Here is a 15,508-nt window from a genome sequence, read left to right as displayed (position 1 = left end):
GGAACCGTGTCCTCCTCGGTTGCGCCCAGTCCGATCCTTCAGGTTCCAGGGGCTGTCGCGGGGCCGCCGGGATCTCCGGATGCCGCGGTGGCGTGGCATTACGGTGATCCGCTCGGCGAGCAGCGCGCGGCGGTGCAGCGGGTCGCGATCGTGGATCGGTCGCATCGATTCGTCCTCGCGATCACCGGTAAAGAGCGGCTGACCTGGCTGCACACCATCTCCAGTCAGAGCATCGCGACGCTGGGCGACGGGCAGTCGGCGGAGGATCTGGATCTGGATCTGAACGGCCGCGTGCTCAATCACTTCGTGCTGACCGATCTCGACGGCACGCTCTGGATCGATACCGAGGCCGAGCGCGGACCGGATCTGCTGAGCTTCCTGCAGAAGATGGTGTTCTGGGCCGATGCCAAGCCGGTCGAGGCCGCCGATCACGCGGTGCTGAGCCTGCTCGGCCCGGACGCGCGGAGCCTGCTCGAAACCCTCGGCGTCGCAGCCCTTCCCGACACCTATCAGGCCCTCGCCCTGCCCGGCGGCGGCTTCATCCGCCGCATGCCGTGGCCGACCGCGGACTCCTTCGACCTGCTCGTTCCCCGCGCCCAACTGGCCGACTGGTGGTCCCGGCTGCGCGCCGCGGGCGCGGAGGCGGCGGGCATGTGGACCTTCGAGGCGCTGCGGGTCGCGGCCCTGCGCCCGCGCATCGGCATCGACACCGATGACCGCACCATCCCGCACGAGGCGAACTGGATCGGCGGCATCGAGGAATTCGGTGCGGTGCACCTGAACAAGGGTTGCTACCGGGGTCAGGAGACGGTCTCCCGAGTCCACAATCTCGGTAAGCCCCCTCGACATCTGGTGCTGCTGCACCTGGACGGCTCCGCCGACTCCCGCCCGGAACCCGGTGAGCCGGTGACGGCGGGCGGCCGCGCGGTGGGCGTGCTGGGCACCGTGATCGACCACTACGAACTCGGCCCGATCGCCCTCGCCTTGATCAAACGCACTATCCCCGCCGACACCCAGCTGACGGCGGGCCCGTGCGCCGCCGCCATCGACGCGGATTCCGTTCCCGCCCATGACGAGCCGCAGGCCGGCCGGCTCGCCGTCGAGAAGCTCCGCGGCCGGTGAGCACCCATTCCGGCCGAGTCCTGGCCGTGTGTGTGGTGCATGCCGAGATCGAGGTGAAGACGCGGGTCGGCCGCACCGCCATCGACAAGCGTCCGGTCCCGCGGCGAGTTCCGGTGCGCGCCCTGGGTTTCGAGGGCGATCACGTCTGCGACCCCGAGAATCACGGTGGCATCCACCAGGCCGTCTACGCCTATGCGGAAGAGGACGCGAACCGCTGGGCCGGTGCACTGCACCGCGAACTCCCCGCGGGCTGGTTCGGCGAGAACCTGCGCATCGAGGGTCTTCCGGTGAGCGACGCCGTGATCGGCGAGCGCTGGGCCGTCGGCGACGCCCTCCTGGAGGTGTCCGCCCCGCGCGTCCCATGCGCCACCTTCCAGCAGTGGTCCGGCGAGGCGCAATGGGTCAAGCGCTTCACCCTGCAATCCGATACCGGCGCCTATCTACGGGTCTTGACCGAAGGCACGATCGGCGCGGGCGACGAGGTCCGCGTCGTGCATGTCCCCGCGCACGGCATCACCGTGCGAGACCAGTTCACCGGCACCGATATCGAGCGCCTGGACACACTGCTCGAAGCCGAGCCGACCATCTCCGACGATGTGCGCATGCAGGTCGAGCGGCACCGCCGCCGTCACGAGAACGCCGCTCGCGCGGCCGCGAACCTGAAGGGAGCCGATGCAGTGAGGGAGCGCAGCGAGCGAACCATAGGAACAGCGTCCCCGGCGTTCATGCCGGAGCCGAGCGCCAGCGAGGTGCGGGCATGAGCGTCGATCTGGTGGAAGTGGTCCGCTCCGGTTTCCGTGAGTGCGTGCATCGCGGTTCGGTGGTCGTGCTGCGTCCGGACGGTGAGCCGCTGGTCGAGTTGGGTGCCGTGCACGGCCCGATCTTCCCGCGCTCCACCAATAAGCCGATGCAGGCGCTCACCCTGCTGCGCAATGGTTTCGAGCCGATCGACGATGCCGAGCTGGCCATTTCCACGGCCTCGCATTTCGGCGAGCCGGATCACGTGGACCTCGTACAGCGGCTCCTGGATCGCTTCGGTTTCACCGAGGACGATCTGGAATGCCCCGCCGATCTACCCTTCGACGAGCAGGCTCGCGCGCAGGTGCTGGCGGGCGGCGATCGGGTGAAGTCCGCGCGCCGCATATTCATGAACTGCTCCGGCAAGCACGCGGCCATGCTCGCCACCTGCCAGATCAATGGCTGGCCCACCCGCGGGTACCTGGATTCCGCGCACCCGCTCCAGCAGGCGGTGCTGGCGACCATCGCGGACGTGACCGGTGAACCGGAGACCGACCTGGGCATAGACGGCTGTGGCCTGCCGATCGTGCCGGTATCGCTGGTGAATCTGGCCCGCGCCTACGCCACTCTGGCGACGGCCCCGGAAGGTAGTCCGGAACGTCGGGTCGCGGATGCGATTCGTGCCCATCCGCGAGTGATTTCCGGCACGGACGGGCCGGATTTGCGCGTGATGACCGCAACGCCGGGTCTGGTCTGCAAGATCGGCGCGGATGGCGTGCACGCGGGCGCGCTGCCGGACGGCTCGGCCTTCGCCTACAAGATCGATGACGGTGCGGATCGTGCCCGGGTTCCGCTGACGCTGGCGATTTTGCAGCGTATGGGCATCGAATGGTCCGACGCGCACGCGGAATTGGCCGCCCCGCCGGTACTCGGCGGCGGCGCGAGAGTGGGCATCGTGCGAGCGATTCCGGGCGTGCTGTAGCCCTGCTCGATGCCCGGATCACACCGCCGCGAGGTCCTCGCGGCGGCACTTCCGTGGTTTCTCCCCCACTCCTGGAAGCGCGACCGCCTGACACACGCTAAAGTGTCTGTCAGGAAGATTATTAATTCGAACGGGGCCGCCAAACCCACCCCAGGCCGCCCCGCAGTGACGCGAGGGGGTCAGCCATGGGCCGTGGCCGGGCTAAGGCAAAGCAGACCAAGGTCGCACGTGAGCTCAAGTACAGCTCTCCGTCGACCGACTTCACGAGCCTTCAGCGCGAGCTGGCGGGTAGTCCCGCCGAATCGCAGCGGAGTGGTGCTGTGCTGTCCGACGAGCCTGACGCGAGCAAGTCGCCGTCGAGCTGGGACGACGACGACAGCTACGACGACTGGCGACGCTGACTCGGATTGATTGACGCGCAAGGGGAGACCGAGCCTGGTCTCCCCTTTAGCACGTCGATGGACCCCGGATGCGACGACATCGAGGACTCGCTGAGAACACCAGCTCCCGCCCGATCTTGGACGGGACACTGGTGGTTTTTTCGTTGAACTCCCCCACCTCTCCGCAACTTTTTGCGCCCGGCTGAGTGCCGTCGCCAGAAGGCAACGCGTAGTGGCGGTTTGGCGTGCCACCGATTCTGGGGTACCCGCGGAGTTACCCGGATCTTGCGAAATCAGTTGTTACGAAATAAATCGGCCCCGATCACTCATGAGTGATCGGGGCCGATTTCGTGCCTGTGCTTCTAGAAGCGCGGGTGGTCTCCCATGAGGAGCACACGGGCCGCGTCGGCGTCCTTGGCCTTCTTCACCGTGCCGAGGGTCCAGCAGTCGATGTGGCGGGCAGTCAGGACGGCGAGGGCGCGGTCGGCGTCCTCGGGGGCGACGACGGCGACCATGCCGACGCCCATATTGAAGGTCTTCTCCATCTCGGCGCGCTCGACGCGGCCGCGCTGGGCGATGAGCTTGAAGATCGGGGCCGGGTTCCAGGTGCCGCGGTCCAGTTCGGCGACGAGGCCGGCCGGGAGCACGCGGGCCAGGTTATTGGCCAGGCCGCCGCCGGTGACGTGGCAGAAGGTGCGCACATCGGTTTCGGCGATCAGGGCCAGGCAGTCCTTGGCGTAGATCTTGGTGGGCTCGAGCAGTTCCTCGCCGAGGGTGCGGCCGAATTCCTCGACGTGTCCGGTGAGGGACATGCGGTCGATATCGAGCAGGACCTTGCGGGCCAGCGAGTAGCCGTTCGAGTGCAGGCCGGAGGCGCCCATGCCGATGACGACGTCGCCGGGGCGGACGCGGTCGGGGCCGAGCACGGCATCGGCTTCCACGACGCCGACGCCGGTGGCGGACAGGTCGTAGTCGTCCGCGCCCATGAGGCCCGGATGTTCGGCGGTCTCGCCACCGAGCAGCGCGCAGCCCGCGATGACACAGCCCTCGGCGATGCCGGAGACGATCTGCGCGACGCGCTCGGGGACGACCTTGCCGATGGCGATGTAGTCCTGCAGGAACAGCGGTTCGGCGCCGCACACGACCAGATCGTCGACGACCATGGCGACCAGGTCGAGGCCGACGGTGTCGTGCTTGTCCATGGCCTGCGCGACGGCGATCTTGGTGCCGACGCCGTCGGTGGAGGCGGCCAGCAACGGCTCCTTGTATCCGCCCTTCAGCGCGAACAGTCCGGCGAATCCGCCGAGTCCACCCTGCACCTCGGGCCGGCTGGCCTTCTTGGCCAGTGGCGCGAACAGTTCGACTGCGCGGTCGCCGGCTTCGATATCCACTCCGGCCGCCGCGTAGGAGGCACCGGCGCCGCTGGGTGTCTGTTCAGTCATGTTCGGGGAGAACTCCAAGCCGATTCGGTCGGATAGATGCCTGCTCACGCTACCTGAGTCCGATAACAGGCTTACATCCGTGTCGGTGCCCGTCGGGTGTCAAGCCGTGTGATCGGTGGCGAACAGCTCCACCGTCTCGGCACGGCGGCGGCGCTGCTCCACCGGATCCGGGACGGGCACGGCGGCGACCAGGCGACGGGTGTACTCCTGGCTGGGGCTGCGCAGGATTTCGTCATTGCCGCCCTGTTCGACGACCGCGCCATTGCGCAGCACCACGATCCGGTCCGCGAGCTGATCCACCACGGCCAGGTCGTGGCTGATGAACAGGCAGGCCCAGCCGCATTCGCGTTGCAGGTCGGCGAACAGCTCGAGCACCTTGGCCTGGACGGAGACGTCCAGGGCGCTGGTCGGTTCGTCGGCCACCAGCAGGTCCGGGTTGAGCACGAGGGCGCGCGCCAGGCTGACGCGTTGACGCTGCCCGCCGGAGAGCTCGTGCGGGTAGCGGCCTTCGGTGCCGGCGGCGAGCTGGACGTCGTCGAGCATGTGCCGCACGCGTTCCCGCATGGCCGCGCCCTTGACCTCACCGTGCACGATCAGCGGTTCGGCAATGCAGTCGCCGATGGTGAGGCGCGGGTTGAGCGAGGTGGCCGGATCCTGGAAGACGAAGCCGAAGCGTTTGCGGATGGGCCGCAGCTTGCGCTCGGAGAGTCCGGAGATATCGGTGCCGAGTACCCGCACGCTGCCCGAGGTGGGGCGTTGCAGGGCGGCCACGCAGCGGCCGATGGTGGACTTGCCGGAGCCGGATTCGCCGACCAGGCCGAGGGTTTCGCCGCGGCGCAGGGTGATGGTCACATCGTCCACGGCCCGGAAGGCGGCGCGCCCGAGCGGTCCGGGGAACTCCACGACCAGGTCGGTGACCTCGAGCACGATTTCGGCGTCGGCCGGGACGGGCTCGCGCACGGTGGTCTTCTCGAGCAGTGCGCCCGCCGTGCTGGAGGACGAATCGGCGACCGCCACATGCAGTTTCGGCACGGCCGCGAGCAGCGCCTTGGTGTACTCGTGCTGTGGATTGGAGAAAAGCTCGTCCACCGTGGCGGTTTCGACGATGCTGCCGTCGCGCATCACCACGACGCGGTCGGCGAGATCGGCGACCACGCCCATATTGTGGGTGATCAGCACGATGGCCGCGCCGGTGCGGTCGCGCAATTCGCGCAGCAGCTCCAGGATTTCGGCCTGCACGGTGACGTCCAGGGCCGTGGTGGGCTCATCGGCGATGATCACCTTGGGCTCGCACGCGATGGCGATGGCGATCACCACGCGCTGCTTCTGACCGCCGGAGAGCTGATGCGGGTAGTAGTCCACCCGGGCTTCCGGATCGGGCAGGCCGACGGCGTGCAGCAGCTCGATCGCCTTGGCGCGCGCGGCCTTCTTGCTCATATCGGAGTGCGCGCGCAGGGCCTCGCTGATCTGGAAGCCGACGGTGAACAGCGGATCCAAGGCCGCGCCGGGTTCCTGGAACACCATGGAGACCGCGCCGCCGCGAATGGCGGTGAGTTCCCTCTGGCTCATCTTGGTGATGGCCTTGGCGCCCAGGTTGACGCTGCCGCGCACGCTGGCGGTGGGCGGCAGCAGGCCCATGGCGGTGCGGGAGCTCACCGATTTGCCAGAGCCGGATTCGCCGACGACGGCCAGTACCTCGCCCGGAAAGACTTGGTAGGACACGTCTTTGACGGCGTGGACACTGCCCGCGTCGGTGGCGAAGGTGACGGTGAGGGAGTCGAAGGACAGTACCGGATCAGGCATCGCCTGCCTCCTTCGAGAGTTCGGGCATGCCGGGCGCGATTTCGGGTGCGACGACGCCGATTTCGGCCTCGGTGGCGGCGAGTTCGGGCTCGGTCGGCGCGGCGGCGGCGGCACGGCGGGTGCGCAGCAGCGGGTTGAGCACCTCATTGAGGCTCTCGCCCACCAGGGTCATGCCGAGCACCACGGTCACGATGGCCAGGCCGGGGAAGATGCCCGTCCACCAGATGCCATTGGACACGTCCGAGAGCGCCTTGTTGAGGTCGAAGCCCCATTCGGCGGCCTGGGTGGGTTCGATGCCGAAGCCGAGGAAGCCCAAGCCCGCGAGGGTCAGGATGGCTTCCGCGCCATTGAGCGTGATCAGCACCGGCAGTGACTGGGTGACATTGGCGAGGATGTGCCGGAACAGGATTCGCGTGGTGGACGCGCCGGTGACGCGCGCGGCGTCCACGTACGGTTCCTGCTTCACCGCGATGGTGGCATTGCGCACCACCCGGAAGTACTGCGGCACGAAGATCACCGTGATGGCGATGGCCGCCGACAGGATGCCGCCGAAGCTGCTGGACTGTCCGCCGGACACCACGATCGACACCACGATGGCCAGCAGCAGCGACGGGAACGCGTACATGGCATCCATGAACAGCACCAGGATGCGGTCCACCCAGCGCCCGAGGTAACCGGACACCAGGCCCAGCGGCACGCCGACGATGAGCGAGAGCACCAGTGAGACGGCGATGACCGACAGCGCGGTGCGCGCGCCGAAGATGACGCGGGAGAACACGTCCTCGCCGCGCACCGAGGTGCCGAACCAGTGCGCCCCCGAAGGTGCTTGCTGCCGTGCGAAATCCACGCCGTCGGACATGCTCTGCGCGAAGCCGTAGGGCGCGATGAGCGGTGCGAAGACCGCGACCAGGATGAAGCCCGCGACCAGCACCAGGCCGAACAGCAGGGTGGCGCGCTGCAATCCGTGGGTCATGCGCATGAGCGCCAGACCGGGGATCTTCAGCTTGAACCGGCCAGGCGGCACGGGGGCCGCGACGCCCGTTTCGATTGTGGTCATCAGAACCTCACCCTCGGGTCGATCATCGCGACGATGAGATCCACCAGGAAGCTCATGATCGCCACCACGATCGCGATGAACGCGACGATGCCCTGCACCGCCACGAAGTCTCGGGCTTGTAGATACGCGGCGAGCTGGTAGCCCAATCCCTTCCACTCGAAGGTGGTTTCGGTGAGCACCGCGCCGCCCAGCATCATGGCGATCTGCATGCCCATCACGGTGACGACCGGGATGAGCGCATTGCGGAAGGCATGGCGGCGGGTGACCACGCGGTCGGACAGGCCGCGGGCGCGGGCGGCGTCCACATAGCCGGAGCGCAGGGTCTGGATCAGGTTGATCCGCACCAGCCGCAGGAAGACGCCCGCGGTGAGCAGGCCGAGCGCGATGGCCGGCAGCACAGCGTGTTTCAGCACGTCGACGATGTACGAGGTGTCGCCGTAGAGGAACGCGTCGACGATCATGATGTTGGTCTTGGGCGAGACGTGTTGCAGGTCCAGCTCCACATTGGTGCTGGCCCGCCCGGCGACCGGCAGCCAGCCCAGCTTGACCGAGAAGATCAGCTTGAGCACCAGGCCGACGAAGAACACCGGGGCCGCGTAGACCAGGATGGCGAACAGTCGCAGACCCACGTCGGCGGCCGAATCACGTTTGGTGGCAGCGTATCTGCCGAGCGGGACGCCGACCGCGAAGGCCACGATCAGCGCCCAGAACACCAGTTCCAGGGTGGCCGCACCGTAGGTGGTGATGACATCGCTGATCTGACGATTGTCCTGGGACTTACCGAAATCGCCGTGCAGCAGGCCGGTCAGGTATTCCCAGTACTGGGTGAGGATGGGCCGGTTGAGACCGGCGGCCTCCTTGCGTTCCTCGATCTGGGCGGGGCTGAGCCGCCCGCCCATGGCGGCGCTGATCGGATCACCGATCACCCGCATGAGGAAGAAGACGATGGTGACCAGGATCCAGGTGGTCGGGATGATGAGCAGCGCTCGCACCCCGAGGTAACGCAGCAGCGCACTGTAGCGGGAATTGCTGCCGCGCAATCGCTTCCCCGCGGGACGGGCCGGAGTGGTTGCCGGCCCGCCCTTCTCGTCGATGGCGGTCACTTGCTCAGGACACCGAAGCGGAACTTGAAGCTGGGATCGAGCGTGTCGTCCACACCCTTGATGCCCTTACCGGCGACCGCGATATTGCGTCCGGCCAGCAGGGGCAGCATCGAAATGTGGTTGTTGGCCAGCTCGAACTGGACCTGCTTCAGGATGGCGGCGCGCTTGGCCGGATCGGCCTCGACCTTCTCGGCGGTCATCAGGGCGTTGATCTGCGGGTTGTCGAAGTGGTTCTGCAGCGTGTTGTCCGGGCCGAAGAACGGGGTGAGGTAGTTGTCGGCGTCCGGGAAGTCCGGGAACCAGCCGAACTGGTAGAGCGGGTAGCTGTCCTTGACGCGCTCGTCCTGGTACGAAACCCATTCGGTGGACTGCAGATTCACCTTGAACAGGCCGGTGGCCTCGAGCTGGTTCTTGATCGCCGCGTACTCCTCGGAGCTGGAGCCGCCGTAATGATCGGAGTTGTACTGCAGGTTCAGCGTGACGGGGGCGGCGACGCCGGCGTCGGCCAGGAACTTGGCGGCCGCGTCCTTGTTCGGCTTCGCGCCGTAGAGCTCCTTGTACGGCTCGGTCGCGCCCGTCGCGCCGGGCACCACGGAGGAGTAGGCCGGGCTGAAGGTGCCCTTGTAGACGCCGGTGGCCAGGGCCTCACGGTCGACGCTGCTGGCGATCGCCTTGCGCACGGCCAGCTTCTGCTCCGGGGTGTTGCCGGGCATGGTGTTCATGTTGAACACGATGTAGCGCAGCTCGCCGCCGGTGCCCTCGTGCACGGTCAGCTTGTCATTGCCGCGCAGCGATTCGATATCGGTGGGGCTCAGGCTGCGGTAGGCGACGTCGATATTGCCGTTCTGCACATCGAGTTTGAGGTTCTCGCTGCCCGCGTAGGTCTTGACCGAGATGTGGTCGTTCTTGGGCTTGCCGAACAGGCCGTTGTAGTCCGGGTTGGCGTTGTACTCGGCCAGCTTGTTCTTGTCGTAGCTGGTGATCGTGTACGGGCCCGAGAAGGAGCCGGTCTTCACGACCGCGTCGTCCTCGAGGGTCTTGTCGGCCGGGAAGGACTTCTCGTCGATGATGAGTCCGGCCTGGCTGGGCAGGACCGACGCGAAGGTCTGGTCGTTGGCTTCCTTCAGGGTGAAGTTGACCGTCTTCTCGTCCGGGGCTTCGGTCTTCTCCAGGTTGCCGAGCAGTGCGGCGGGGCCGTTCGGATCATTGATCTTCAGGACGCGGTCGAAGGAGAACTTCACGCTCTTGGCGGTGAGCGGATTACCGTTGGCGAACTTCAGGCCCGGCTTCATGGTGCAGGTGAAGACCTTGGGGGCGGTGAACTCACACTTCTCGGCGGCGTCCGGCTTGGGCACGGTCTCGCCCGGCGCGAAGTTCAGCAGAGCCTGGTAGATGGCGGTCTCGGCCTGGAGCGAACCATTGTCGTAGGCGAGGGCCGGGTCCAGCGAGAAGATCTTGTCGGTGGTGCCCATGACGATGCCGGTGCCATTGCCTCCCCCCGTGCGACCCGATCCACAGCCCGCCAGCGCGGCGACCGCGATACCTGCCATGCCGACCGCGGCGATCTGCTTCGCCCGGCTCGTCTTCGAACTCATTCTGCTCATCTCTCGAACGTCAGGCGCTGTTGTCCGGGTTACGGACATCACAGCGCCGAGCTTGATATGTCTGGGGGCACCCTAATGGTGGGTTGTTGCCGTTCTGTTGCCTGGGTCCTCGAATACAGAACCGCAGGCTGTACCCGATATCCCGAGCTGGTCATTTGCTCAACAAGTCCCAATATATGGGAGTAGCCGCCAATATGCGGGCCCCGCTCCCCCTCATATGGAGCGGGGGCCGCCAGGCGTCACTTGCTCAGCACACCGAATCGGAACTTGGAGGACGGGTCGAGCGTCTTCTCCACGCCCTGCACGCTCTTGCCCGAGACCGCGATCTGATTACCGGTCAGCAGCGGGACGATGGGCATGAAATCGGCCATCAGATCGTGCTGCAGGGTGGCGAGCGCGGCGGCCCGCTTGGCCGGATCCGGCTCGGTCAGCTCGGCCTGCAATTCGGCGGTGATCTTGGGATCGGTGAAGTGATTGCGCAGGAAGTTGTCCGGCTGGAAGAACGGGGTCAGGTAGTCGTCGGCATCCGGGTAGTCCGGGAACCAGCCGAACTGGAAGAGCGGGTAGCCGTCGGTGGAACGCGCCCTCTGGTACGAAACCCATTCGGTGGATTGCAGATTCACCTTGAACAGGCCGGTGGCCTCCAGCTGGTTCTTGATGGCCGCGTACTCCTCGGAGCTGGTCTGGCCGTAATGATCGGTGTTGTACTGCAGATTCAGCTCCACCGGCGTGGCGACGCCCGCATCGGCCAGGAACTTCGCGGCCGCGTCCTTGTTCGGCTTGGCGCCGTAGATGTCCTTGAACGGCTCGCTCGCGCCCGGGAGACCCTGCGGCACCGGCGAATACAGCGGGCTCCAGGTGCCCTTCCAGACATCCTTGGCCAGCGCGTCACGGTCGATGGCGGTGGCGACGGCCTTGCGGACGGCCAGCTTCCCGGCCGGAGTGCCACCGGGCTGAGTGTTCAGGTTGAACACGATGTAGCGGGTGTCACCGCCCGGCGACTGGTGCACCGTCACCTTGTCATTGCCGCGCAGCGATTCGATATCGGTCGGGGCCAGCGTATGCCAGGCGACATCGATATTGCCCTGCTGCACATCGAGTTTGAGGTTGGCGGCCTCGCCGTAGTACTTGACCGTGACATTGTCGGTCTTGGGCTTGCCGAACAGGCCGTTGTAATCCGGGTAGGCCTTGTACTCGACCAGCTTGTTCTTGTCGTAGCTGCTGATGGTGTACGGGCCGGAGAACGGCTTCGCCTTCACCACGGCATCGTCGTCGAGGATGCTCTCGGCCGGGAAGACCTTCTCGTCCACGATGGCCGCCGCCTGGGTGGGCAGAATCGCCGGGAAGGTCTGGTCATTGGCGACCTTCAGCGTGAAGTTGACGGTCTTCTCGTCCGGTGCGTCGGTGTGATCGAGGTTGCCCAGCAAAGCCGCCGGGCCCTGCGGGTGATTGATCTTCAGCATCCGGTCGAAGGAGAACTTCGCGCTCTTGGCGGTCAGCGGATCGCCATTGGCGAACTTCAGGCCGGGCTTCATCGTGCAGCTGTAGACGGTGGGCGAGGTGAACTCGCACTTCTCGGCCGCATCGGGTTTCGGAGACGCCTCTCCCGCCGGGAAATTCAGGAGGAACTGGTAGACCTGTGTCTCCGCCAGCAGTGATCCATTGTCGTAGGCCATGGCGGGGTCGAGCGAGGTCACCTTGTCGGTGGTGCCGACCACCAGGCCGGTACCACCACCTCCTCCGGTCTTCCCCGACCCGCAACCGGCTATCGCCAGCACAACCAGGCCTGCAACTCCTACTGCCGCAACACTTTTCGCGCGCATACTGCCCTGCTCTCGAAACGCCGCGCGCGGGCCGGGTCGCGGCCCCGCCGCGCCGCGGTGGACATCTTTTGGCTGCGCACAGTATCGGCGTGTCGTTGCGGAAATGTTGCGTTTACGAACAAATTGATCATTATTTGGTCAAATGCGCGCACACGCCCTTGTCGTAAGTGCGCCAATACCTTTCGCCCGCATATCCCCCGCGACCTCGTGGCCTGCGGTCCTCACCAGTGGTTATAACCGGTTGTGCGGAATGCCATCCCACTTCGCGAGATGGGTCGGCATCTTTTCAGCAAACAAAATCGTCACTAGCGATCTGTACAGGACCCCTCGGTTGTGCATGCCAACGCGACCCGACGGTGCCTACCTCGACGGTGCTTACCCCGAACGCGACAGTGCCCCGCCCGCGGATCGCGGACGGGGCACTGTGGCAATGAGATTCCTACGGGCGGCTGAGCGCGCTCGCATTCGCATTGTCGGCGAGCAGCTCGGTTTCGGTCGAACCGGTGAGCATGCCCTCCAGGACGTTCTTGCCGATCGCCATCTCGCTCGGCAGCGCGATCGGGTAGGTGCCGTCGAAGCAGGCGCAGCACAGGCGCGACCGCGGCTGCTCGGTGGCGGCGACCATGCTGTCCAGGGAGATGTAGCCGAGGCTGTCCGCGCCGATCGAACGCCGCACGCCGTCGACCATCTCGTCCACGTTCTCGGTGCCGATGCCTTCGGGTCCCGCGCCATTGGCGATCAGCTCCGCCGGAGAGGCGAAGTCGATGCCGTAGAAGCAGGGCCACTTCACCGGCGGGGAGGCGATCCGGACGTGGATCTCCAGCGCGCCCGCCTCCCGCAGCATGCGGATCAACGCGCGCTGGGTATTGCCGCGCACGATGGAATCGTCGACCACGATGAGCCGCTTACCGCGAATGACCTCGCGCAGCGGATTCAGCTTCAACCGGATGCCGAGCTGGCGAATGGTCTGGCTGGGCTGAATGAAGGTGCGGCCCACATAGGCGTTCTTCATCAGGCCCTGGCCGTACGGCACGCCCGAACCCTGCGCGTACCCGACCGCGGCCGGGGTGCCGGATTCCGGAACCGGAATGACCAGATCGGCCTCGACCGGATGCTCGGCCGCCAGGCGGCGGCCGATCTCGACGCGGGTGGCGTGCACCGAACGACCGGAGATGGTGGAATCCGGGCGGGCCAGGTACACGTATTCGAAGACGCAGCCCTTGGGCTCGGGATTGGCGAAGCGCAGCGAGCGCACACCGTCGGCGTCGATCGCCAGCAGTTCGCCCGGCTCGATCTCGCGCACGAAGGCCGCGCCGACGATATCGAGTGCCGCGGTTTCGCTGGCGACCACCCAGCCACGATCCAGGCGACCCAGGCAGAGCGGGCGCACGCCGTGCGGATCCCGCGCCGCGTACAGCGTGTGCTCATCCATGAAGGTCAGGCAGAACGCGCCGCGCAGCGTCGGCAGCAGTTCCAGGGCGGCCTGCTCGATGCTCTTGTCGGCGGCCGCGTGCGCGAGCAGCGCGGTGATCACATCCGAGTCCGAGGTGGCGGCCATGGAACCGGCCAGACGGCCGGAGACCAGGCCGAGTTCGCGTGCGCGCGCGCCCAATTCGGCGGTGTTCACGAGATTTCCGTTGTGGCCCAGCGCAAGTCCGGTGCCGACGGCGGTGGTGCGGAAGATCGGCTGCGCGTTCTCCCAGGTGACGGAACCCGTAGTGGAGTACCGGCAGTGGCCGACGGCCACGTGACCGGGCATGGCGGCCAGGGTCTGTTCGTCGAAGACCTGGCTGACCAGGCCCAGATCCTTGAATACCAGCACCTGCTTCCCGTCGGCGACGGCGATACCGGCCGCCTCCTGACCGCGGTGCTGTAGTGCGTAGAGGCCGTAGTACGTGAGCTTGGCCACATCTTCGCCCGGGGCCCAGACACCGAAGACGCCGCACTCTTCGCGCGGTTCGTTCTCGGCCTGGTCGGGGGTGTCGGTGGTGGGGGGCTGATTCACCGTTTGCTCCCTGATAGACGGGCGGGGGGCATTGCCCATACTACGGCCAATCCATGGACAACCCACCGCCGGGATAACCCGGGTCGCAGGGCGTTTGCTGTTAGCGTGCGAACGTGACGAGCACCGAGACCGCGGCAGCCCCTCCACGTCGGCATCTGACCCCGTTCAAGTGGGTGTTCCCGATAGTCGTGGTCACGCTGCTGGCCTCGCTGCTGGGTGTGATGTATCTCGACTATGTCGTCGATCCGGAGAAGAATCTGCACAACTTCCCGATCGCGCTGGTCAATCAGGATGTCGGCGACGATCTCGGCACGCCCGGACAGACCAAGCACGTCAACTTCGGTGATCAGGTCGCCGCGGGCCTGCAAAAGGCCGTGCCCTCGGACAAGATCGATCTGCGCGTGCTCGGCATCAATGAGTCGCAGATACAGATGCAGACCGGACAGGTCTACGGCACCATCATCATTCCCAGTGACTTCTCCAAGCGGCTCGGCATCCTCGGTGTCGGCAGCGTGGTCCCCGGCGATATCACCAAGCCGGTCCTGACCCTGCAGACCAATCCGCGCACCGGCGCCTTCGCCACCGCGATCACACAGAAGTTCGGTGAGCAAGCTCTCACCCAGGTGAATGCCCAAGTCGGACAGCAGCTCACCGAACAGGTCAAGGCGCAGCTGACGCCGCCGCCGGGCGCACCCGCGACCGAGCTGACCGCCGCCACCAAACTCGTGCTCGCAGAACCGCTGAATGTGAGCGTCGAGCAGTTCCGGCCGCTGCCGGGCGGTTCGGGCGAGGGTCTCACCGCGTTCTTCTACAGCCTGCTGCTCTTGCTGATCGGCATGGTCGGCGCGATGATCATCCACCAGCTGATCGACTCCGCGCTCGGCTTCCTGCCCACCGAATGGGGTCCCTGGTATCTGCATTTCCCGCGCGCACCGATCTCCCGGGTGAGCACCCTGCTGATCAAATGGTCGGCCATCACGGTCATGGCCATCGCCGTCTCCGGGGCGTTCATGGGCATCGGCGCGGCCCTCGGCATGCCGATCGATCGCCCGCTGCTGCTCTTCCTCTACGGCGTATTGGTCATTGTCGCAGTCGGTTTCACCTGCACCTCGGTGCTCGCCGCGGTGGGTACCGCCGGTCTGATCATCAACCTGATCATCTTCGTCATCCTCGGCCTGCCCTCCTCCGGCGGCACGGTCCCGATCGAAGCCACCCCCAAATACTTCGGCTGGCTGGCCAAATTCGAGCCCATGCACCAGGTCTTCCTGGGCACCCGTTCCATCCTCTACTTCAATGGCAATGCCCAAGCCGGTCTCACTCGAGGCGTCTGGATGGCCGTGATGGGCCTGGCCATCGGCACCGTCTTCGGTCTCGCCATCACTCGCTTCTACGACCGCAAGGGCTTGGAACGCAAACCGGTCAACACCCAGAAGGCGGCCACCGCCTAGT

12 protein-coding genes are annotated in these 15,508 nt (G+C 66.3%); 5 read left to right on the top strand and 7 right to left on the bottom strand.

Annotation, left to right across the window (positions count from 1 at the left end; all coding sequences use genetic code 11):
• The first annotated feature begins 6 nt into the window (after window positions 1-6).
• The 4 genes from AB0N05_RS29955 (at window position 7) to AB0N05_RS29940 (ending at window position 3,243) form a co-directional block, all read left to right on the top strand.
• Window positions 7-1,122: a folate-binding protein YgfZ gene (locus AB0N05_RS29955; RefSeq protein ID WP_364699942.1), complete on the top strand. Its 1,116-nt coding sequence runs from the start codon at window positions 7-9 to the stop codon at window positions 1,120-1,122.
• Window positions 1,119-1,883, top strand: a complete 765-nt coding sequence (locus AB0N05_RS29950; RefSeq protein WP_364699940.1) for an MOSC domain-containing protein — start codon at window positions 1,119-1,121, stop codon at window positions 1,881-1,883. Before AB0N05_RS29955 ends, AB0N05_RS29950 begins: the two co-directional genes overlap by 4 nt.
• Window positions 1,880-2,842 carry an asparaginase gene (locus AB0N05_RS29945; protein ID WP_364699938.1) on the top strand — a complete coding sequence of 321 codons (963 nt, stop codon included), beginning with the start codon at window positions 1,880-1,882 and terminating at the stop codon, window positions 2,840-2,842. Before AB0N05_RS29950 ends, AB0N05_RS29945 begins: the two co-directional genes overlap by 4 nt.
• Before the next feature lie 185 nt (window positions 2,843-3,027).
• A complete protein-coding gene (locus AB0N05_RS29940; protein ID WP_364699936.1) occupies window positions 3,028-3,243 on the top strand; it encodes a DUF3073 domain-containing protein in 216 nt (71 codons plus the stop codon).
• A gap of 341 nt (window positions 3,244-3,584) precedes the next feature.
• On the opposite strand, the gene purM is transcribed toward AB0N05_RS29940, so the two are convergent.
• From purM to purF, 7 genes are all read right to left on the bottom strand, one after another.
• Complete coding sequence (gene purM, locus AB0N05_RS29935) at window positions 3,585-4,664, bottom strand: phosphoribosylformylglycinamidine cyclo-ligase (protein ID WP_364699934.1); 1,080 nt, start codon at window positions 4,662-4,664, stop codon at window positions 3,585-3,587.
• A gap of 99 nt (window positions 4,665-4,763) precedes the next feature.
• Entirely contained in the window at window positions 4,764-6,467 is a 1,704-nt protein-coding gene (locus AB0N05_RS29930; RefSeq protein ID WP_364699931.1) for an ABC transporter ATP-binding protein, read from the bottom strand.
• A complete protein-coding gene (locus AB0N05_RS29925) occupies window positions 6,460-7,524 on the bottom strand; it encodes an ABC transporter permease (protein ID WP_364699929.1) in 1,065 nt (354 codons plus the stop codon). The genes AB0N05_RS29930 and AB0N05_RS29925 overlap by 8 nt, the downstream gene beginning before the upstream one ends.
• Window positions 7,524-8,564, bottom strand: coding sequence for an ABC transporter permease (locus AB0N05_RS29920; RefSeq protein ID WP_364700127.1), 1,041 nt, complete (start codon window positions 8,562-8,564; stop codon window positions 7,524-7,526). The genes AB0N05_RS29925 and AB0N05_RS29920 overlap by 1 nt, the downstream gene beginning before the upstream one ends.
• A 59-nt stretch (window positions 8,565-8,623) precedes the next feature.
• A complete protein-coding gene (locus tag AB0N05_RS29915; RefSeq protein WP_364700125.1) occupies window positions 8,624-10,177 on the bottom strand; it encodes an ABC transporter substrate-binding protein in 1,554 nt (517 codons plus the stop codon).
• A 293-nt stretch (window positions 10,178-10,470) separates the two neighbouring features.
• A complete protein-coding gene (locus tag AB0N05_RS29910) occupies window positions 10,471-12,054 on the bottom strand; it encodes an ABC transporter substrate-binding protein (protein WP_364699927.1) in 1,584 nt (527 codons plus the stop codon).
• Window positions 12,055-12,493: 439 nt separating this feature from the next.
• Window positions 12,494-14,098: an amidophosphoribosyltransferase gene (purF, locus tag AB0N05_RS29905; RefSeq protein WP_364699925.1), complete on the bottom strand. Its 1,605-nt coding sequence runs from the start codon at window positions 14,096-14,098 to the stop codon at window positions 12,494-12,496.
• A gap of 74 nt (window positions 14,099-14,172) precedes the next feature.
• On the opposite strand from purF, the gene AB0N05_RS29900 reads away from it, so the two are divergent.
• Window positions 14,173-15,507, top strand: coding sequence for a DUF3533 domain-containing protein (locus AB0N05_RS29900; RefSeq protein ID WP_364699923.1), 1,335 nt, complete (start codon window positions 14,173-14,175; stop codon window positions 15,505-15,507).
• Window position 15,508 lies beyond the last annotated feature (1 nt).

The sequence above is a fragment of the Nocardia sp. NPDC051030 genome, assembly GCF_040683015.1.
Taxonomy (GTDB): Bacteria; Actinomycetota; Actinomycetes; order Mycobacteriales; family Mycobacteriaceae; genus Nocardia.
Note: the sequence above shows the minus strand (reverse complement) of the source record. Positions and strands in the feature narration are given on the sequence as shown.

What these genes read in the sequence shown, in the direction of transcription:
- purM (WP_364699934.1), bottom strand. Translation starts at nt 4,664, where the DNA reads ATGACTGAACAGACACCCAGCGGCGCCGGTGCCTCCTACGCGGCGGCC.
- AB0N05_RS29930 (WP_364699931.1), bottom strand. Translation starts at nt 6,467, where the DNA reads ATGCCTGATCCGGTACTGTCCTTCGACTCCCTCACCGTCACCTTCGCC.
- AB0N05_RS29940 (WP_364699936.1), top strand. Translation starts at nt 3,028, where the DNA reads ATGGGCCGTGGCCGGGCTAAGGCAAAGCAGACCAAGGTCGCACGTGAG.
- AB0N05_RS29945 (WP_364699938.1), top strand. Translation starts at nt 1,880, where the DNA reads ATGAGCGTCGATCTGGTGGAAGTGGTCCGCTCCGGTTTCCGTGAGTGC.
- AB0N05_RS29925 (WP_364699929.1), bottom strand. Translation starts at nt 7,524, where the DNA reads ATGACCACAATCGAAACGGGCGTCGCGGCCCCCGTGCCGCCTGGCCGG.
- purF (WP_364699925.1), bottom strand. Translation starts at nt 14,098, where the DNA reads ATGGGCAATGCCCCCCGCCCGTCTATCAGGGAGCAAACGGTGAATCAG.
- AB0N05_RS29910 (WP_364699927.1), bottom strand. Translation starts at nt 12,054, where the DNA reads ATGCGCGCGAAAAGTGTTGCGGCAGTAGGAGTTGCAGGCCTGGTTGTG.
- AB0N05_RS29915 (WP_364700125.1), bottom strand. Translation starts at nt 10,177, where the DNA reads ATGGCAGGTATCGCGGTCGCCGCGCTGGCGGGCTGTGGATCGGGTCGC.